Source organism: Blautia fusiformis (genome assembly GCF_020686995.1).
Classification (GTDB): domain Bacteria; phylum Bacillota; class Clostridia; order Lachnospirales; family Lachnospiraceae; genus Blautia_A; species Blautia_A fusiformis.
Map to the genome: position 1 here is coordinate 105,375 of NZ_JAJEPT010000005.1, position 19,808 is coordinate 125,182.

Genomic DNA, 19,808 nt, shown 5'->3' on the forward strand with positions numbered 1-19,808 from the left:
AAACAAAAATGGCAGTTAAGATCAGATTAAGAAGAATGGGACAGAAGAAAGCACCTTTCTATAGAATCGTAGTAGCAGATTCCCGCTGCAAACGTGACGGAAGATGCATCGCAGAGATCGGAACATATGATCCGAACCTTGACCCAAGCGTATACAAAATCGATGAAGAGGCAGCAAAAAAATGGCTTGCAGCTGGTGCTCAGCCTACAGAGGTAGTTGCTAAGCTTCTTAAACTTGCCGGAATCGAGAAATAATACCTGACAGATTTGGATCTGTGGCCTCAATGAGGCAGGAGCAAGGAGGTATGTAATGAAACAACTTGTAGAAGTAATTGCAAAATCTCTTGTTGAAAATCCGGATGAAGTAGTCGTTACTGAGACTGAAAAAGACGACGCGATTGTTGTTGAACTGAAGGTCGGACCGGCCGATATGGGTAAGGTTATCGGAAAACAGGGCAGAATTGCCAAGGCAATCCGTACTGTTGTGAAAGCGGCTTCTTCAAAAAGCAGCAAAAAAGTGATTGTAGATATTCTGCAATGAAAAAGAGACAGGAGCTGTGGATTCCATGGCTCCTGTTTTTACTCTGAAAGGGAGCAAAAATGGAAGATTTATTAAAGGTAGGAGTTATTACAACGACCCATGGCGTCCGTGGTGAAGTAAAAGTTTTTCCGACAACGGATGACGCAGAGCGTTTTCTTGATATTGAATATGTGCTTCTGGATACAGGAAAAGAGCTTCGCAGACTGAATATTCAGAATGTAAAGTTTTTTAAAAATCTTGCGATCCTGAAGTTTGAAGGCATTGACAACATCAATGATATTGAAATGTATAAGGGCCGTGAGCTCTGGATCCCACGTGAAGAGGCACAGGAGCTTGGCGAGGACGAATATTATGTGGCGGATCTCATCGGAATGGAGGTACTTCTGGAGAATGGGGAGAAATTCGGAGTGCTCCGTGATGTGATGGAGACCGGCGCCAATGATGTTTATATTGTAGATCGTATGGATGGCGAGGAAATCCTGCTTCCTGCGATCCATGACTGTGTTCTTGATGTGGATGTGGAAAAAAATACCATGACTGTACATTTGATGAAAGGGCTTGTTTAAATGAATTATCATGTACTTACATTATTTCCGGAAATGATCGAGAACGGAATGAACACAAGTATTACAGGTCGTGCCATTACAAAGGGACTGTTATCACTGGAAGCGATCAATATACGGGATTTTGCATTCAATAAGCACCAGAAGGTAGATGATTATCCTTATGGCGGCGGAGCCGGAATGCTGATGCAGGCGGAGCCGGTATATCTGTCTTATGAATCCATTGCAGAACGTATTGGAAGGAAACCCCGCGTGATCTTTCTGACTCCTCAGGGAAAAACCTTCAATCAGGATATGGCAAAAGAGTTTGCCCTGGAAGAAGACCTGGTTTTCCTCTGTGGTCATTATGAGGGAATTGATGAGCGTGTTCTGGAAGAAATCGTAACAGACTATGTTTCCATTGGTGATTATGTACTTACCGGTGGAGAACTTCCGGCTATGGTCATGATGGATTCTATTTCCAGAATGGTACCAGGTGTTCTGAATAATCAGGAATCCGGTGAGACGGAATCCTTTTCCGGGAATCTTCTGGAGTATCCCCAGTACAGCCGCCCGGAGGAATGGCATGGCAAAAAGGTTCCGGAGGTGCTGCTTTCCGGACACCATGCCAATGTGGATAAATGGAGAAGAGAGCAGTCTATCATCCGTACAGCCAAATGGAGGCCGGATCTTTTACCAAAAGCTGATCTGACCAACAAAGAGTGGAACGAGGTCCGCAGGCTTCGCAAACAGTGGAAAGAGGAAGTGGAAAAATAATTATGAAAACATCAGATTTTTATTATGATCTGCCACAGGAACTGATCGCTCAGGATCCGCTGGAGGACAGAAGTTCTTCCAGACTGATGCATCTGTCCCTGAAAGATGGAAGTATCGAACATCGTCATTTTACCGATATACTGGATTACCTGCATAAGGGAGACTGTCTTGTGATCAATGATACCAAGGTTATCCCGGCACGTCTTTATGGTCACAAGGAAGAGACAGGAGCGCTGATCGAGATCCTGCTTCTGAAACGCCGCGAAAATGATATCTGGGAGTGTCTTGTAAAGCCGGGAAAAAAAGCACGTCCTGGTGCAAAGATCACTTTTGGTGACGGTATCCTGAAGGGTGAGATCATTGATATTGTAGATGAGGGAAACCGTCTGATCCAGTTCCATTATGAGGGGATTTTCGAAGAGATCCTGGATCAGCTGGGAGAAATGCCGCTGCCGCCGTATATTACCCACAAGCTGAAGGATAAGAACCGTTATCAGACTGTATATGCAAAGAATGAGGGATCTGCTGCCGCACCTACCGCAGGACTTCACTTCACGCCGGAGCTTCTTGAGAAAGTAAAGGAGAAGGGTGTGAATATTGCACATGTAACTTTGCATGTAGGTCTCGGAACCTTCCGCCCGGTAAAGGTGGATGATGTAGAAAAGCATCATATGCACTCGGAGTTTTATATTGTAGAAGAAGATCAGGCAAAACTGATCAATGATACAAAGAAAAACGGCGGAAGAGTGATTTCTGTGGGAACTACCAGCTGCCGTACCCTGGAGTCCGCAGCCGGAGAGGATGGAATCGTGAAGGCCGGAAGCGGATGGACAGAGATCTTTATCTATCCTGGATATAAATTCAAAGCTATCGATGGACTGATCACTAATTTCCATCTGCCGGAGTCCACGCTTCTGATGTTAGTTTCAGCCCTTGCCGGAAAAGAACATATTATGGCTGCTTATGAAGAAGCTGTGAAGGAAAGATATCGTTTCTTCAGTTTCGGGGATGCCATGATGATCGAATAAGATTTAAAATTACTTTTTATATAAATAATATCCCAACGGATCGCAGCATGGAAACATGCATTATTACAGGATCTGTTGGGATATTATTTTTTGTTATGCTATTTATTCTTCACTGTCAGAGCCTTCCGATGTAGCGGATGAAGAATCCGCGGCAGGAATCGCAGCACTGCGTTCCTCTATCTTGGATTTGATCCTGGATGCCTCATCTCCGGATGCAGGAGTTGGCTGATAATTGTTGTAGCCATCTGCGGAAGAAATAGAACAGGGAATGATATTGGTCACGTTATCAGCCTGTACGCCTTCTGAGGTGACAGTGAAGGTCTGCTGGAAGATCATGGTGTCCATATCACTTGGAGAACTGTTTCCTCCAAAACAGAAATTGCCAAGACTGTAGACGATGTTTTTTCCTTTATAGGTTTCGATTCCCTGGAGTACGTGCGGATGATGGCCGCATACCAGATCTGCACCTTCATCGATAGCAAGACGGCCAAGGGTCATCTGATTGGTATCGGGAACTGTTTCGGTCTCATTGCCCCAGTGGAAGATCACAACTATAAGCTCTGCTCCATCTGCTTTGACCTTTGCGATATTATCTTTCAGCTGCTGTTCGCGTCCAAGATGATCCTTCAGTTCGTAAATTCCGACAAGACCAACTTTGATTCCCTTGATGTCCATAACTGCAGTATCATCATAACCGAAGTGTGTAATGCCCGCATTGTCCAGAGCAGTCAGAGTATCCGTGTAGCTCTGCTCTCCGTAATCGTGGCTGTGATTGTTTGCAGTGTTTACGGCTTCAACGGAACCGCTGGTGAGTATCTGAGCATATTCGGCAGGTGCTTTAAATGCAAAGGTTTTATCTTCTCTGGCATCGGAATCGGTGAGGGTTCCTTCAAAATTGGCAATTGTCAGGTCATCTGCCTCAAAGATGCTTTTTACATTCTTAAAGAAATAATCTTTGCCGTTGTTATCGTAGCATGCGTTCAGACTTGTGTCATAATCAAAGGTCTCATCGGTACCCAACGTGCAGTCCCCGACTACGCTGAGCGTCAGTGAAACGGGATCTTTCACAGCAGCAGCTTCTTCTTTTGCCTTTTTTGCGGCCTCCTCTTCCTGTGCCTTCTGCAAAGCGGCGGCTTCTGCAGCTTTCCGGGAAGAAATGCATGCACGTGCGGAAAAAATGATCACAAGAACAAGTATGATCAGGATCCCGCCAGCTGCAAGAAACATTTTCTGACGGCGTACCTGGTAATATCTGGATTTTTTGCTGATGTCATTCCTGCGAGTCCCAGTGGAATGTGAACGGGAATTACGGGATGCAGAACCAGAATGCTTCCGCCGTGCTTCCTGTGCTCTGGCGGCTTCTCTGCGTGCCTGCTCCGGATCATGGCCATGAGGCGGCCGCCTTCGATTGTCGTTTGCCATTCTTTTTCTCCTTCGTATGTAAAGATATCTTTATTATAGAAAGAATGGTAAGTATTGTAAAGAAAGAATCGCGGACTTTTCAGAAAAAGAAGTTTTTGATATAATAATTAGGCCAAAAGGCAGAAATATAAACTACAGGGAGATGGTGCTGATATGGTATTATATATCGGAAATCATACAAGTTCGTCCAAAGGCTATGCTGCCATGGGACGTCAGATGCTGAAAAACGGCGGAAATACGTTCGCTTTTTTTACCCGAAATCCCAGAGGAGGCAAGGCAAAAGAGATCGATCCCGCAGATGTGGAAAGATTTCTGGAGCTTTCCAGGGAAAATCATTTTGGAAAGCTGGTGGCACATGCACCGTATACCATGAATGCCTGTGCCGCAAAAGAAAATCTGAGAGATTTTGCAAGAGAGATCATGGCAGATGATCTGAAACGTATGGAATATACACCGGGAAATTATTATAATTTTCACCCGGGCAGTCATGTAGGGCAGGGAACTGAGATGGGAATTACCAAAATTGCGGAAATTCTCAATGATGTCCTTACAGAAGAACAGAGTACGACCGTCCTTCTGGAAACTATGTCCGGCAAGGGTTCAGAAGTAGGAGCAACGTTTCAGGAGCTTCGTGATATCATTGACAGGGTGGAAAAAAATAATAAACTGGGTGTCTGCCTGGATACCTGTCATGTATGGGATGGCGGTTATGATATTGTCCATGATTTGGATGGTGTTCTTGATGAGTTTGACCGGGTGATCGGCCTTTCCAGATTGAAGGCTGTTCATCTTAACGACAGTATAAACGGACTGGGCAGTCATAAGGATCGTCATGCAAAGATCGGTGAAGGTCAGATCGGCCTGGATGCACTTGTGAATGTGGTGTGCCATCCGGCTCTTGAGGGAATTCCCTTTATTCTGGAGACACCAAATGATGATGAAGGATGGAAAAGAGAAATTGCACTTTTACGAGAACGATATTCCATGAAAGGAGATTGATCCATGAAAAAGTTCAGATATTTTATCCTGGTGGTTACGGGGGTGGCGGCAGTGATGCTGGGAGGCTGCAAAGATAAGGAAAAATACGACGAATCCGCTTTTCAGGATGACCTGGAACCTCTGAGTGAGGATGAAGTGGAGGCCATGGACCAGAATGGTGACGATGAGATGGCAGTAGCTGATGAAAGCGACCTGGAGCAGCTGCAGGATTCTGAAAATGCTGCAGGAGCAGGAGATACAGATGGGTCCGATTCATCGGATGCAGCAGACTCGCAGAGCGAAAAGAAACTGGATGAAAATGGCACTTATACAGATAAAGATGAAGTGGCCCAGTATATTTATGAGTATGGCCATGTACCCTCCAATCTGACTGCTGCAGACTATGATAATGCAGACAGTATGCTTCCGGTAGAGGATGGCGTAACCTATCAGCAGTGCAGCCTTGATGATGCAGGGAAACAGAAGCTGATCTTCACTCAGGATGCAAAGCGCATTTATTACACAGACGATGACGGACAGTCTTTTGACGAGATCTATTAAAATCAAAAGAACAAAATAAGACCCCCGGATACAGATAAACGATCAGTATCCGGGGGATTTTGCATGTCAGGTCTGAGACTGATCAGTGGACCAGATTTTTCATTTCAGCTCCATCCATAAAAGTTTTTGCGTTTTCCAGGGTTGTCTCCGCAATATTGGTCAGTGCTTCTACCGTAAAGAATCCCTGATGTGAGGTTATGGTTACATTTGGGAAGGACAGAAGACGCTGGATCGTGGAAGTAGGAAGAATGCTGCTTGACATGTCTTCATATACATATGCAGATTCTTCTTCGTAAACATCCAGACCAACGGCGAAGAATTTGTGATCACGGATACCTGCGATCAGGTCATCGGTTTTGATCAGTCCGCCTCTGGAGGTATTTACAAGGATCACACCATCTTTCATTTTTGCAATCGTTTCGGAGTTGATCAGATGCTCTGTTTCCGGAGTCATCGGACAGTGCAGACTGATCAGATCACTGGTGGAAAGGAGTTCGTCCAATGAAACATACTCCAGAAAGTCAAGATTTTTATTAGGGAAAAGATCATAAGCAATTACCTTCATGCCAAAGCCGCGGCAGATTTTTGCCATTGCCTGACCGATTTTTCCGGTGCCGATGATTCCGGCTGTTTTCTGATAAAAGTTAACGCCCATGAGACCGTTCAGTGCAAAGTTATTTTCACGGCATTTGATATATGCCTTGTGGGTGTGCCGGTTGGCGGTAAGAGCCAGTGCCATGGCGTGTTCGGCAACTGCTTCCGGAGAATAACCGGGAACACGTGCCACCTGGATCCCGCATTTTGCTGTAGTTTCCAGATCAACATTATTGTATCCGGCACAGCGCATCAGGATCAGTTTTACACCCTGGCGGTGAAGTTCTTCAATGACCGGTGCGCCGAGATCTGCATTTACAAATGCACAGATGGCATCGTAGCCGTGGGCAAGAGCTGCGGTTTCTTCATGGATATTTGCTTCAATGAATTTAATTTCAATACCTGGATAAGATGGAAGCAGCTTCTCAAAAAATTCCCTATCGTAGCTCTTGGTGTCATAAAACAAAATTTTCATAATCGTTGCTCCTCTCTGGAAATAATTATTTTCCGAAAAAATAATACCATAATAGTAGGAATTTGGAAAGTGGGAAAAACGATAAAATTTATCAAAAAAATGGTTTCATTTTGGAATTATGATATCCATAATAAATAAAAATTATACGAAATATAAAAAAAGAGAGCATTTTATGCACTGTCATCTGATGGAACAGACGCTGTGATACATGAAAATGCTCTCTGTCTGGATATAAGATAATTATTCTGCCAGACTATAAAGATCAGAATAGAATTCCGGATAGGAGATGTTGACACATTCTCCGTTTTTGATGGAAAGTGTTCCCTCACAAAGCAGTCCTGCTACTGCAAAAGACATGGCTACACGGTGATCCAGATGAGAATCGATCTCTGCGCCATGAAGGGCTTTTCCACCATGAATGATCATGCCATCTTCGGTTTCCTGGATCTCTGCGCCCATTTTCCGAAGATTTTCCGTCATAACCTGGATGCGGTCGGACTCTTTGACACGAAGCTCCTGTGCATCCCGGATAACAGTGGTTCCTTCTGCAAAAGCTGCCATAACGGCGATCATTGGAAGTTCATCGATCAGAGTAGGAATGATCGCGCCTTCTATTGTGGTCCCGTGAAGCGCAGAGGAGCGGATCAGAAGATCGGCAGTAGGTTCGCCCTCTGTGGTTTCATTGAGAAGAGTGATATCTGCTCCCATGGCCCTGCATACACGAAGGATGCCGTCACGGGTCGGATTGATCCCCACATTTTTCAGAAGGATCTCACTGTTGGGAACAAGAAGACCTGCTGCGATAAAATAAGCTGCAGAAGAGATATCTCCCGGAACCAGGATCTCACGTCCGTAAAGAGATGGGTCCGGTTTGATGGATGCTGTTGTTCCCTCTGCGGTTACATTGGCGCCAAAGTAATTCAGCATGATCTCCGTGTGATTTCTGGAAAGGACCGGCTCTGTTACACGGGTAATGCCGTCAGAGTACATTCCGGCAAGAAGTACGCAGGATTTTACCTGGGCAGATGCTACCGGAGAATTGTAGTGGATGGCATGGAGCTTTTTTCCGGAGATCTTAAGCGGTGCACATCCGTTTCCGTTGAGACTTATGATATCGGCACCCATTTGGGAAAGCGGAGTCATGATCCGTTTCATAGGGCGTTTCTGGATGGAAGCATCGCCGGTAAGCTCTGATACAAAGTCCTGCCCTGCAAGGATCCCGGAGATGAGGCGGGTGGTAGTACCGCTGTTACCGACGTCAAGAGTCTCTGACGGAGCACTGAGACCATGGAGACCTTTTCCGTGGACCAGGATCTCTCCTTCTGTATTTTCAATGTTAATACCCATTTTCCGGAAACATGAAATAGTAGAGAGACAGTCTGCACCCTCCAGAAAATTTGTGATTTTGGTAGTGCCTTCTGCAAGAGAGCCGAACATGACAGCTCTGTGAGAAATGGATTTATCTCCGGGAATGGCAAGAGAGCCGGATAATTTTTTTGCTTTTTTGATTTCCATATTAGTACCTGCCTGTATTGTTATTTTTGAAATACATGGCAGCAGATCGGATATCTGCTGCCGTTTATATATTAGCGTTCGCAGATCTTGTAATTACGTTTTGTAAGAAGCACTTTAGCCTGCTCCAGAGCTGCGTCTGTATAAAATTCGATCTTCAGAACGCCATCTTCAAATTCTCGGTTGTGGATAATACCGATATTTTTGATGCTGACCTTTTCTGTTGCAAGGATGGTTGCGATGGTTGCAATGGCACCGGCCTCATCTGCCACATCGATATAAAGGACATAAGAGCGGGGAATCAGGCTGTTGTCTACAATGTCAATGGAGTCACGGTAATCCTTGGAGCTTGCAAACATGTCAAAGATGTTGTCAGCTTCTTTGTTGTCAATGGAACAGCGGATCTGGATCAGCATACGGATAAATTCATCCAGAACCGTGGAAATGTTTTTCTGATTTTCCAGACAGATCTGTTCCCACATAACCGGTGAAGAAGAGGCAATACGTGTGATATCACGGAAACCGCCGGCTGCGATCATTTTCATATACTGGGCGTCGTTATCCAGAAGATTTACAAGATTTACAAGAGCGGAGGCTACGATATGAGGAAGGTGGCTGACTCCTGCCGTGATGAAATCATGTTCTTCTGCAGTGATAACAAGGGGGATCGCACCAAGAGAGGAGATCAGCTCTGTGAAATCAGAAATCTTTTCCAAAGCAACTTCTCCTCCCGGAGTGATGATATAATAAGCATTTTCCAGAAGATGATCACTGGAATTGGAAAAACCGCTGCGTTCGGAGCCTGCCATAGGATGACCGCCGATGAAGCGTCCTTCAAGTCCGAGCTCGGTTACTTTTTCGTGGATAACGCTTTTTACACTGCCTACATCTGTGAGGATACAGTTCTTTCCAAGAGAATCTTTGATCTTTTCCATGTATTCCACATTAAATTCTACAGGTGCACAGAGAAAAAGATAATCACAGTTATATAACTGCTCATCGTCAATATCACAGATCCCGTTGATCACGTTTAAACTGACTGCCTCTGCCAGAGCACTTCTGTCTTTGTCAAAGGCAAGCAGGCGATAATCCGGGTGAAATTTTCGTATGGTTCTGGCAATGGAGCCGCCGATCAGTCCAAGGCCGATAAAACCTATGGTTTTCATAGTACTTCAGAGTCCTTTCAGGTTACTTTTTACTTTTATTCTTTAATAGTGTAAATCACGACTATATTGTAAAAGAAAGTGTGAAAAATGTCAACAAATGTTAGCGGAAACAGGAAGGCCATTTTTATAGCTGTTTACCGTAATGTTTTGCGAACAGGGAAGAGTAATAGAAAGTTACTGTTCATTGGTAATATTCCGCGAAGCGTGTTGCTGAGAACGGAGTGAACAGTAACAATAGAAAAAGGCTTGAGAAATCGGAGATTTCGGACGTATAATATAATAAGAAAAAAACAATATAAGATACAGAGGAGAATTTATCATGAAATATCAGTCAGTTATGGATCTTCACACACATACCGTAGCCAGCGGACATGCATACTGCACACTTCGCGAGATGGCCAGGGCTGCTTCCGATAAAGGTCTTGAACTCCTGGGAATCACAGAGCATGCACCGAAAATGCCCGGAACCTGTCATAAGTTTTATTTCCAGAATATAAAGGTGGTACCCCGTGAAATGTACGGGATCCAGCTACTTCTGGGTTCGGAGGTAAATATCCTGGATGCGGCGGGAACGGTAGATCTTGAGCAGAAAACCCTGGAGAAGCTGGACGTGGTCATTGCAAGTCTTCATGTTCCATGCATCAGACCAGGCAGCAGACAGGAGAATACGGAGGCCTATCTTAATGCTATGAAGAATCCGTGTGTCAATATCATCGGACATCCGGATGACGGAAGATACGAGGTTGACTATGAGGCGCTTGTACAGGGAGCCAGAGAATACGGTAAAGTCCTGGAGCTGAACAACCACTCCATGGACCCTGACTGTAACCGCGAGAATGCAGTGGAGAATGATACCATCATGCTGGAATACTGCAAAAAATATCGGGTACCTGTGGTTATGGACAGTGATGCCCATTTTGATCTTCTGATCGGGGAATTTGATCTTGCCAGAGACCTTCTGACCAAACTGGATTTTCCGGAAGAGCTGGTACTGAACCGTTCTGTGGATGCCGTGAAAAAGTATGTAAACCGGAAATTCTGAAAGATAGACGACTGTTCTGTATTAATTGACGGTAATACGAAAAACTTTCTGAAAAAAAGTTGTCAAAATTGAATAAAATACTTGAAATTTGCATGGAAATTTAGTAAAATGTGAACATATTAAGTAAGACAAACAGGGAGGTATTACATATGGACGTTTTCAGAACAGACCGAATCAGAAATGTAGTCCTATTAGGTCATGGTGGCGCAGGCAAAACAACACTGGCTGAGGCAATGGCTTATCTGGCAGGTATGACAAACAGACTCGGACGTGTTGAGGATGGCAATACTGTCAGCGATTATGACAAGGAAGAAATAAAGAGACATTTTTCCATCACAACTTCTTTGATTCCGGTACCATGGGATAAGATGAAGGTAAATGTACTGGATACTCCCGGATATTTCGATTTTGTGGGAGAAGTTGAAGAGGCAGTCAGCGCAGCAGATGCAGCGATTATCGTTGTTTCCGGTAAGGCCGGTGTTCAGGTTGGAACACAGAAGGCATGGAATCTCTGCGAGAAATATAAACTTCCGCGAATGATCTTTGTTACAGATATGGACGTGGATGATGTCAGCTATCGTGAGGTCGTGGAAGAGCTGACAGAGCTGTACGGCAAGAGAATCGCTCCTCTTCATTTCCCAATCCGTGAGGATGGTAAGTTTGTAGGTTATGTCAATGTTGTGAAGCAGGCAGGAAGAAGATATATTGACAAGGCCGGCAAGGAAGAATGCCCGGTTCCGGATTATCTGACAGAATATCTTGAGAAATATCATGAAACTCTGATGGAGTCTGTTGCAGAGACAAGCGAAGAATTTATGGACCGTTATTTCGAGGGAGATACCTTCTCCGTAGCAGAGGTTTCCGCCGCTATTGCAACCAATGTACAGGATGGAAGTATTGTTCCGGTATGCATGGGATCACCGGTGAACCTTCGCGGTGTATCTAACCTTCTGGATGATATCTGCGGTTACTTCCCAAGCCCAAGCGGACGTTCCTGCAATGGTATCGCACAGAAGACTAACGAGATCTTTGAGGCCAATTATGACTTTGCCAAGGCAAAATCCGCCTATGTATTTAAGACCATCGCGGATCCGTTCCTTGGTAAATATTCTCTGATCAAGGTATGCTCCGGTGTGCTGAAATCCGATGATACACTTCTTAATGTAGAGAAAGGAACAGAGGAGCGTGTAAACAAGCTTTATGTCCTGGAAGGTTCCAAACCGATCGAAGTTCCGGAGCTTTTTGCAGGGGATATCGGTGCCATTGCCAAGCTTGGCAGTGTACAGACCGGTGACAGCCTTGCAACCAAGGCGAATCCGATCCTTTATCCAAAGGCTATACTTTCCACACCATATACATATAAGAGATTTAAGGCAGTAAAAAAGGGCGACGAGGATAAGATCGCACAGTCCCTTGCCAAGATGATGACAGAGGACAGAACACTGAAGGTTGTCAATGACAGTGCAAACCGTCAGAGCCTGATCTACGGTATGGGTGATCAGCATCTTGATATCGTTGTCAGCAAGCTGAAGGAGCGCTATAAAGTGGATGTGGAGCTTTCCAAACCGAAGGTTCCGTTCCGGGAAACACTCCGTAAGAATTCAGATGTAGAAGGCAAACATAAGAAACAGTCCGGCGGACACGGACAGTATGGCCACGTTAAGATGCGCTTTGAGCCATCTGGCGATCTGGAGACACCTTATGTATTTGAGCAGGTAGTTGTAGGTGGTGCAGTTCCGAAGAACTACTTCCCGGCTGTTGAGAAGGGACTTCAGGAATGTGTTCTCAAGGGACCTCTGGCTGCATATCCGGTTGTTGGTGTGAAGGCAACCCTTTACGATGGATCTTATCATCCGGTAGATTCTTCTGAGATGGCATTTAAGATGGCAACTATCCTTGCCTTCAAGAAGGGCTTTATGGAAGCGTCTCCTGTACTTCTTGAGCCGATCATCTCCATGAAGATTACCGTTCCGGATAAATATACCGGTGATGTTATGGGAGATCTGAACAAGAGACGTGGTCGTGTTCTCGGAATGAATCCGGACCACGAAGGAAATACCATCATTGAGGCAGATGTTCCGCTTCTTGAAATCTATGGTTATTCCACTGTCCTTCGTTCCATGACCGGTGGAAGCGGAGATTTCTCCTATGAATTTGCACGCTATGAGCAGGCTCCTAATGATATCCAGGAGAAAGAGATCGCGGCACGCGCAAGCAAGGTTGACAGTGCTGACGAATAAACAGAGATATTTTTTGAGGGCAGAATAAAGAGTTGACAGGCTGCAGCATTTGCTGTAGCCTGTTTTTAGATGCATTCGTGAATAAGCAGTCAGAGAAACGAATTGCGCTCATACAGGTTATTGAAGTATGAGCAAAAAGAAAAGAGAGAGGACAAAAAATGTTAGTATGTGATTATATCGTGGAACAGATTGACGGAGATTATGCACATTTGAAGCGTGTGGATCAGCCGGAGGAGGAACTGAAAGTAGTTGCCAGAGCATTACTTCCGGCAGAAATCTATGAGGGCTGTGAGCTTCATTATGAGCTGATGCAGTATTCAATGAAATGATAAGGCTGCAGGATATCGCGGATATGGCAGGTGTCAGTCGTACAACCGTATCCAATGTGATCAATGGAAATACAAAACGGGTTTCACAGAGCACCATTGACCGGATCACGGCGATCCTGAAGGAGCAGAATTATGTTCCCCACATGGGATCTGTGATGCTATCCGGACACGGCTCAAGGATCATTGGAGTGGTTCTTGGTTTTTCCTTCATTCATGGTATGCAGTCTCTGCAGGATTCTTTTGTGGGAGAGATCACCGGAACGCTGCAGGTCGAAGCAGAAAACAGAGGCTATTATATTATGCTCATTGGCGGTGAACGGATCGATAATGTGGTAGATATGGCATCCCGTTGGAATGTAGAGGGTCTTATCATTATAGGGTATAATGAAGAACAGTATCATCAGCTTTCCAGAAAGCTGAATAAAAAAATGGTATTGATCGATGCCTATCCGAAGGGTGGATATAGCTTTCAGAATGTAGGAGTGGATGATTATTCCGGCGGATATCAGATTGGGGAATATCTGCATTCCTGTGGATACCACCGGGCACTTTTTGTTGCGGAAACAGAGCAGGACAGTGATTATGCCAGATGGCTTGGATTCAAACAGGCTATGGAAAAAAATGGCGGCTTCTGCAGCCGCTCCCGCTATGTGGTGGTTCCCCAGGAACCCCGGCGCAGACTGAAAAAATATGAAGAGCTGCTGCCTCATTTTCTGGAGACAAAGGCTCTGGCATTTTCTTCGGATTACACAGCTGTGGAGGCCATCAATTTTTTTACAGACAGGGGAATCCGGATTCCGGATCAGATTTCCATTACCGGCTTTGATGATAATTTTTATGCGCAGATCGTCAGGCCAAAGCTGACCACCATTCATCAGGATGTTCATCAGAAAGCACTTCTGGCCTTGCGGAAGCTGCTTCTTATGGCAGAGGGAAAGGAACCTGCCGAAAAAAATGTAAAAAGCCCTGTCTGGCTTGTAAAGAGAGATTCTGTAAAAGAGTAGCAGGATCTCTTTTTTTATGTTGTGATGACTTTTCCTGGTGCCTCATCGAAATACGGTTGGAAATTATTTTTAGAGGCCAGTAGTGCTTTATTGTTAAAACTGCATAAAAAAAACAGAAAAGTTTGGCAGTAATTTAAGTTTCACGAGAAACTTATTGATTTTAAAGGTGGGATAGGATATGCTGATTTCAGAATCAACAGAAAAAGGAGGCAATTTACCATGAAAAAAAACTGGTGGAAAGAAAGCGTGGTATATCAGATCTACCCGAGAAGTTTTAAGGACAGCAACGGAGACGGAATTGGTGATATTCCCGGGATCATAGAAAAACTGGACTATCTGAAAGAACTGGGAGTAAATGTTCTCTGGATCTCACCCATGCTGGAATCTCCGCAGGATGACAATGGCTATGATATTTCCGATTACCGCAGAATCTATAAAGAATATGGAACCATGGAGGATTATGAAAAGCTTCTTGAAGAAGCGCATAAACGGGGCATTAAGATCCTCATGGATCTGGTCGTAAACCATACTTCCGATGAACACAACTGGTTTATTGAAAGCAGGAAATCCAAAGATAATCCTTACAGGGATTACTATATCTGGAGAGAGCCGGTGAATGGAAAAGAACCGAATAACTGGGGAAGTGCGTTCGGAGGACCTGCATGGGAGTATGATCCTCAGACAGAGATGTATTATCTTCACCTGTTTTCAAGAAAACAGCCGGATCTGAACTGGGAAAATGAAAAGGTTCGTCAGGAAGTTTACGATATGATGAATTTCTGGTGTGAAAAAGGAATCGACGGTTTCCGAATGGACGTGATCAGCATGATCTCCAAGGATCAGTCATATCCGGATGGAGAAATGAATGGAGGATTATACGGTGATTTTGGTCCTTACTGCGTCCATGGCCCGAGGATCCATGAGTTTCTTCAGGAAATGAACAGAGAGGTTTTATCCCGATACGATGTGATGACAGTTGGAGAAACCTCCGGTGTGACTATCGAAGAGGCACAGAAATATGCAGGTGAGGACAGGAATGAGCTGAACATGGTGTTTCAGTTTGAGCATGTAGAGGATCAGGGATCAGACCATGGTAAATGGACTACCGAGAAATACGATTTTCAGGAATTTAAAAAGGTTATGATCAAATGGCAGGAAGAGCTTGCGGGAAAAGCATGGAACAGTCTGTTTCTTGGAAATCATGACCAGCCAAGAAGTGTTTCCAGATTTGGAAATGATAATCCGGCATACAGGGAAACTTCAGCTAAGATGCTGGCAACCTGTCTTCATATGATGCAGGGAACTCCTTATGTTTATCAGGGAGAAGAGCTTGGAATGACCAATGCTTATTTTACAGAGCTTAAGGATTATCGTGATATTGAGAGTATTCAGTATTTCCATGAATATACAGAAGCAGGTATTTATACACCGGAATATATGATGAAGTGCCTGATGCTGAGAGGACGTGACAATGCCAGAACACCAATGCAGTGGGAGGATTCTCATCAGGCCGGCTTTACGGAGGGAACGCCATGGATCAGGGTAAACTCCAATTATAAGGAGATCAATGCGAAGCAGCAGCTTTCAGATCCGAATTCTATTTTCCATTATTATCAGAAGCTGATCCGTTTAAGAAAAGAAAAACCGGTGATCGTTTACGGCACTTTTGAGGCACTTTACAGAGATCATGATCAGATTTTTGCATATACCAGAACCCTTGAGGGAGAGAAGCTTCTCACAGTCTGCAATTTCAGTGAGCATGTGGCAGAAATGGAAATTCCGGAAGAATTTCAGAAAAATGCAGAATGTCTGATCACAAATCTTGGAAGAAAGGATTTTGGAAAGAAAGTGGTCCTGAAACCTTATGAGGCATTTGTTCTTTACAAAAATCTGTAACAGGAGAGGGAAAAATGATAAAAAAATATGTATATGGAGAGCCCTTTGAGACTGAGGCACTGACAGAAAACATTGAGACAGCAGAAGGAAAGCCAGGATATGGAGAAATCTGTGCAGAAGATGGATTTTCTTTTACTTATATCATGGATGAAGAGGATATCGTCTACGGATTGGGAGAATCCAACCGCGGTATCAATAAGAGAGGATTCATTTACACCAGTAACTGTACCGATGATCCGGAGCATACAGAGGATAAACATTCCCTGTACGGTGCACATAATCTTATCATTGTGTCCGGAAAAGAAACCTTTGGAATGTTTTTTGACTATCCGGCAGCGATCACCTTTGACATTGGCTATACCAGAATGGATACCATGAAGGTAACCTGCGAAAATGCAGACCTGAAGCTTTATGTGATCGAAGGGGAGAGTCCCTATGATATTGTAAAGCAGTTCCGTCATGTGATCGGAAGAAGCTATATCCCGCCGAAATTTGCCTTTGGATTTGGCCAGAGCAGATGGGGCTATACTACAAAAGAGGATTTCCGGAAGGTTGCAGCTGGATATCGTGAAAATCATATTCCTATTGATATGATCTATATGGATATCGATTATATGCAGTCTTATAAGGACTTTACATTAAGTGAAGAGAATTTTCAGGATTTTCCGGAATTCGTAAAGGAACTGAAGGATCAGGATATCCGTCTGATTCCGATCATCGATGCCGGCGTCAAGGTAGAGCCGGGATACGATGTTTATGAGGAGGGTGTCAAAAACCGCTACTTCTGCCAGAGAGAGGACGGCAGTGATTTTGTAGCTGCTGTATGGCCGGGGGATACTCATTTTCCGGATGTATTGAACAAAGATGCCAGAAAATGGTTCGGTGACAAATACCGTTTCCTGATCGAGAAGGGAATCGACGGTTTCTGGAACGATATGAATGAGCCGGCGATCTTCTATTCCACAGAGGGAATGAAAGAGGTCAAAGAGCTTGCAGGAGAATTTGCAAAAGATACGGAAGGAAAGATCCATATCTGGAAGATGCAGAGTGCACTTCGCAATGTTGCAAACAATCCGGAAGATTATCGGAGATTTTACCATAATGTGGATGGCAGAAAGATCCGGCATGACAAAGTCCATAACCTGTTTGGCTACAATATGACCAGAGCAGCAGGGGAGGCTTTTGAACGGATCGATCCGGAAAAACGTTTTCTGATGTTCTCCAGATCATCCTATATTGGTATGCATCGTTATGGTGGGATCTGGACCGGCGATAATAAATCCTGGTGGGCTCATATCCTTTTGAACCTGAAGATGATGCCATCTCTGAATATGTGTGGTTTCCTGTATGCAGGAGCAGATCTGGGTGGATTTGGTGCTGATACAACAAGAGAACTGCTGCTTCGTTTCCTGGCACTTGGAGTATTCACACCGCTGATGCGTGATCATACAGCGATCGGTACCAGAGAGCAGGAATGCTACCAGTTTGAAAATGTGGAAGATTTCCGTCATGTGATCGGTGTAAGATATCGTCTTATTCCGTATCTTTACAGTGAATATATGAAGGCGGCTCTGAACGATGATATGTATTTCCGGCCGTTGGGCTTTGTTTATCCGGAGGATAAGATTGCTGTACATGTGGAAGACCAGCTGCTTCTTGGAAATGAGATCATGATCGCTCCGGTTTATGAACAGAACGCAAGAGGCCGTTATGTATATCTTCCAGAGGAGATGAAGTTTGTGAAATTCCTTCCGGATGGAACCATTGCAGAGGAGATCCTTGAAAAGGGTGTTCATTATGTAGAGGTGGCACTGAATGAGATTCCGTTGTTTATCCGGAAGGGAAAATGTATTCCGGTTGCAGAAGCAGCGGAATGTGTGGCAGCTCTGGATACAAAAAATATGCAGCTTCTCGGATATGAAGGTGCGGAGTATACCTTATATGAGGACGATGGGGTCCATAAGGATTACGACAGAGAAGAAAATTACCGTGTTCTGAAAAAATAAAGTCAGCAAAATGAAATATAAATTTCTGTGTTACATCATTTACGTTAAACAGTATAAAGAATACAGGATGTGAACAGTTGATAAACAGAAAAGCCGTAAGTATATGTGAAAGTTTCTTAAACATATATCTTACGGCTTTTGCTATTGTTGCTTTACATAAGATGTTTTATGTAAAGCAATTCGCATTCTGTTTAAATAACACTTCAGAAAGATTTGTTTATGCTTCTTCCTCAATCTGGATAACATTTTTCAGTACAGAGCAGCATGCCATGTCACCGATAACATTGACACAGGTGGCGCCCATATCACAGAGGGTATTGATGCTGATATAAACACCAAGAACTCCGGCAGGAAGTCCGGCCATAGTTGCCAGTGCTGCGAAAGATGCGATAGCACCACCGGGAACACCTGGAGTACCAACGGAAAGCAGTACGTTTGCAAGAAGGATAATGATCATAAGAGGAATACTTACATGGATCCCGCAGGCGTTTGCAAAGAACATGATCATAAAGGACATCAGGATAGATACAGCATCCATATTAACGGTAGCACCAAGAGGAATGGCGATGCTGGTGATCTGGTTGGATACGCCCATTTCTTCTTCCATACACTGCTTGCTTAATGGAATGGTTGCGGAGCTTGAGCAGGTTCCGAAGGCGTTCAGTGCTGCTGGCAGGATCGCTTTCAGGAATTTCAGCGGACTCTGTTTGCCGATCAGCTTTACAGAGAAACCATACACTACAATAGCGAAGCCAAAGAATGCCACATACAGAATGACAAGCTGTGTTGCAAGGGAAATGATCGTTTCAGTTCCGTTGGCTTCCACAACCGGTACGATGGTACAGAAAACACCGATGGGTGTAAAGTACATGATGGTTGTGATGATCTTCAGGCATACTTCATTGATGGAATCAATCAGATTCAGGAATGGAGTTCCTTTTTCACCGACTGCGATCAGTGTGAAACCGATGATCAGGGCAAACACCAGAACCTGGAGCATGTTTCCGTCAGCAAATGCGGCGATTGGGTTGGAAGGGATCAGGTTTTTCAGGGTGTCAAGGATACTGCTCATTTCTGTAGCCTGGATATCGGCTGTTGCCATCTCAAATTTGACTCCCTTTCCGAGATGGATCAGTCTCGGGATGATCAGTCCGCACAGGCTGGCAAGTGCCGTTGTGCAGAGAAAATAGATCATGGATGCTGCAGTGATCTTGCCGGTAGTACGTGCGTTTCCGATGGAACAGATTCCAATGACAATGGAACAGAAGACCATGGGAAAGATCATCATGTTCAGGGCGTTCATGTAGATACTTCCGATCAGACTGGTCACAGTGAGGACAGGTTCAAACCGTCCGGCCAGGAAAAGTCCTGTGAGGATACCCAGGATCAGTCCTGTAAAGATCGCACCGGTAATATGCTTCCGGTACCAGGAATAAAAAGATTTCATTTATGCGTTCCCTCCTAAGATAAATATGTATGGTATGTATAATATAGGAAAATACATGCAGGAAATTATATCATGTGAAAAAAGAAGCGTCAACTAAACCAGGCCAGGATTGCAGGTTCATGTATATTTTGATGGAAAAAGGCTGTTTTTGGATTTTTGTTTGACAAATACATCATAAGTAGTTAAAATTAATAGCAGTGTGTGAAAGCATTAAAGTATTAATACTGAGTAATTTGTCAGGAGGAATAA

General features: G+C 44.3%; 18 protein-coding genes. 13 read left to right on the top strand and 5 right to left on the bottom strand.

Annotated features, from left to right (window positions below):
* Nucleotides 1-8 precede the first annotated feature (8 nt).
* From rpsP to queA, 5 genes are read left to right on the top strand one after another with little or no spacing between them, the layout of a single operon-like run.
* Nucleotides 9-254 (top strand): 30S ribosomal protein S16, encoded by a 246-nt coding sequence (gene rpsP, locus LKD46_RS06150; protein ID WP_015525220.1) that lies wholly within the window; start codon nucleotides 9-11, stop codon nucleotides 252-254.
* Between the two features lie 55 nt (nucleotides 255-309).
* Nucleotides 310-540 (top strand): KH domain-containing protein, encoded by a 231-nt coding sequence (locus LKD46_RS06155; RefSeq protein WP_021652566.1) that lies wholly within the window; start codon nucleotides 310-312, stop codon nucleotides 538-540.
* Between the two features lie 59 nt (nucleotides 541-599).
* Nucleotides 600-1,106, top strand: coding sequence for a ribosome maturation factor RimM (gene rimM / locus LKD46_RS06160; RefSeq protein ID WP_021652567.1), 507 nt, complete (start codon nucleotides 600-602; stop codon nucleotides 1,104-1,106).
* On the top strand, nucleotides 1,107-1,859 hold the full coding sequence (gene trmD / locus LKD46_RS06165; protein WP_015525216.1) for a tRNA (guanosine(37)-N1)-methyltransferase TrmD: 753 nt from the start codon (nucleotides 1,107-1,109) through the stop codon (nucleotides 1,857-1,859). It begins immediately after the preceding gene.
* 2 nt (nucleotides 1,860-1,861) lie between these two features.
* Nucleotides 1,862-2,887, top strand: coding sequence for a tRNA preQ1(34) S-adenosylmethionine ribosyltransferase-isomerase QueA (gene queA / locus LKD46_RS06170; protein WP_015525215.1), 1,026 nt, complete (start codon nucleotides 1,862-1,864; stop codon nucleotides 2,885-2,887).
* Nucleotides 2,888-2,989: 102 nt separating this feature from the next.
* Here the strand turns inward: queA and LKD46_RS06175 are convergent, their stop codons facing one another.
* Nucleotides 2,990-4,114 (bottom strand): CapA family protein, encoded by a 1,125-nt coding sequence (locus tag LKD46_RS06175; protein WP_431833221.1) that lies wholly within the window; start codon nucleotides 4,112-4,114, stop codon nucleotides 2,990-2,992.
* A gap of 348 nt (nucleotides 4,115-4,462) precedes the next feature.
* Here LKD46_RS06175 and LKD46_RS06180 point away from each other — a divergent pair, with 348 nt between their 5' ends.
* Complete coding sequence (locus tag LKD46_RS06180; RefSeq protein WP_173760463.1) at nucleotides 4,463-5,308, top strand: deoxyribonuclease IV; 846 nt, start codon at nucleotides 4,463-4,465, stop codon at nucleotides 5,306-5,308.
* 3 nt (nucleotides 5,309-5,311) lie between these two features.
* Nucleotides 5,312-5,848, top strand: a complete 537-nt coding sequence (locus tag LKD46_RS06185) for a ribonuclease domain-containing protein (protein WP_173722150.1) — start codon at nucleotides 5,312-5,314, stop codon at nucleotides 5,846-5,848.
* An 82-nt stretch (nucleotides 5,849-5,930) separates the two neighbouring features.
* Here LKD46_RS06185 and LKD46_RS06190 read toward each other — a convergent pair whose 3' ends face one another.
* The 3 genes from LKD46_RS06190 to LKD46_RS06200 form a co-directional block, all read right to left on the bottom strand.
* The gene (locus tag LKD46_RS06190; RefSeq protein ID WP_227573935.1) at nucleotides 5,931-6,917 is read right to left on the bottom strand and encodes a 2-hydroxyacid dehydrogenase; all 987 of its coding nucleotides are present in this window, start codon (nucleotides 6,915-6,917) and stop codon (nucleotides 5,931-5,933) included.
* Nucleotides 6,918-7,157: 240 nt separating this feature from the next.
* Nucleotides 7,158-8,432: a 3-phosphoshikimate 1-carboxyvinyltransferase gene (gene aroA, locus LKD46_RS06195; protein WP_227573936.1), complete on the bottom strand. Its 1,275-nt coding sequence runs from the start codon at nucleotides 8,430-8,432 to the stop codon at nucleotides 7,158-7,160.
* Nucleotides 8,433-8,503: 71 nt separating this feature from the next.
* Nucleotides 8,504-9,595 (bottom strand): prephenate dehydrogenase, encoded by a 1,092-nt coding sequence (locus LKD46_RS06200; protein WP_015525209.1) that lies wholly within the window; start codon nucleotides 9,593-9,595, stop codon nucleotides 8,504-8,506.
* A 319-nt stretch (nucleotides 9,596-9,914) separates the two neighbouring features.
* Here LKD46_RS06200 and LKD46_RS06205 point away from each other — a divergent pair, with 319 nt between their 5' ends.
* The 6 genes from LKD46_RS06205 to LKD46_RS06230 all read left to right on the top strand — a co-directional run bounded on the left by LKD46_RS06205 (nucleotide 9,915) and on the right by LKD46_RS06230 (nucleotide 18,112).
* Nucleotides 9,915-10,637, top strand: coding sequence for a phosphatase (locus tag LKD46_RS06205; RefSeq protein ID WP_015525208.1), 723 nt, complete (start codon nucleotides 9,915-9,917; stop codon nucleotides 10,635-10,637).
* 149 nt (nucleotides 10,638-10,786) lie between these two features.
* The gene (locus LKD46_RS06210; RefSeq protein WP_227573937.1) at nucleotides 10,787-12,877 is read left to right on the top strand and encodes an elongation factor G; all 2,091 of its coding nucleotides are present in this window, start codon (nucleotides 10,787-10,789) and stop codon (nucleotides 12,875-12,877) included.
* 158 nt (nucleotides 12,878-13,035) lie between these two features.
* Nucleotides 13,036-13,206: a hypothetical protein gene (locus LKD46_RS06215; protein WP_015525206.1), complete on the top strand. Its 171-nt coding sequence runs from the start codon at nucleotides 13,036-13,038 to the stop codon at nucleotides 13,204-13,206.
* The gene (locus LKD46_RS06220) at nucleotides 13,203-14,210 is read left to right on the top strand and encodes a LacI family DNA-binding transcriptional regulator (RefSeq protein WP_114001584.1); all 1,008 of its coding nucleotides are present in this window, start codon (nucleotides 13,203-13,205) and stop codon (nucleotides 14,208-14,210) included. The genes LKD46_RS06215 and LKD46_RS06220 overlap by 4 nt, the downstream gene beginning before the upstream one ends.
* Before the next feature lie 219 nt (nucleotides 14,211-14,429).
* Entirely contained in the window at nucleotides 14,430-16,106 is a 1,677-nt protein-coding gene (locus LKD46_RS06225) for a glycoside hydrolase family 13 protein (RefSeq protein WP_227573938.1), read from the top strand.
* 14 nt (nucleotides 16,107-16,120) lie between these two features.
* On the top strand, nucleotides 16,121-18,112 hold the full coding sequence (locus tag LKD46_RS06230) for a glycoside hydrolase family 31 protein (RefSeq protein WP_022426496.1): 1,992 nt from the start codon (nucleotides 16,121-16,123) through the stop codon (nucleotides 18,110-18,112).
* Nucleotides 18,113-18,329: 217 nt separating this feature from the next.
* Here the strand turns inward: LKD46_RS06230 and LKD46_RS06235 are convergent, their stop codons facing one another.
* A complete protein-coding gene (locus tag LKD46_RS06235) occupies nucleotides 18,330-19,559 on the bottom strand; it encodes a dicarboxylate/amino acid:cation symporter (protein ID WP_015525202.1) in 1,230 nt (409 codons plus the stop codon).
* Nucleotides 19,560-19,808 lie beyond the last annotated feature (249 nt).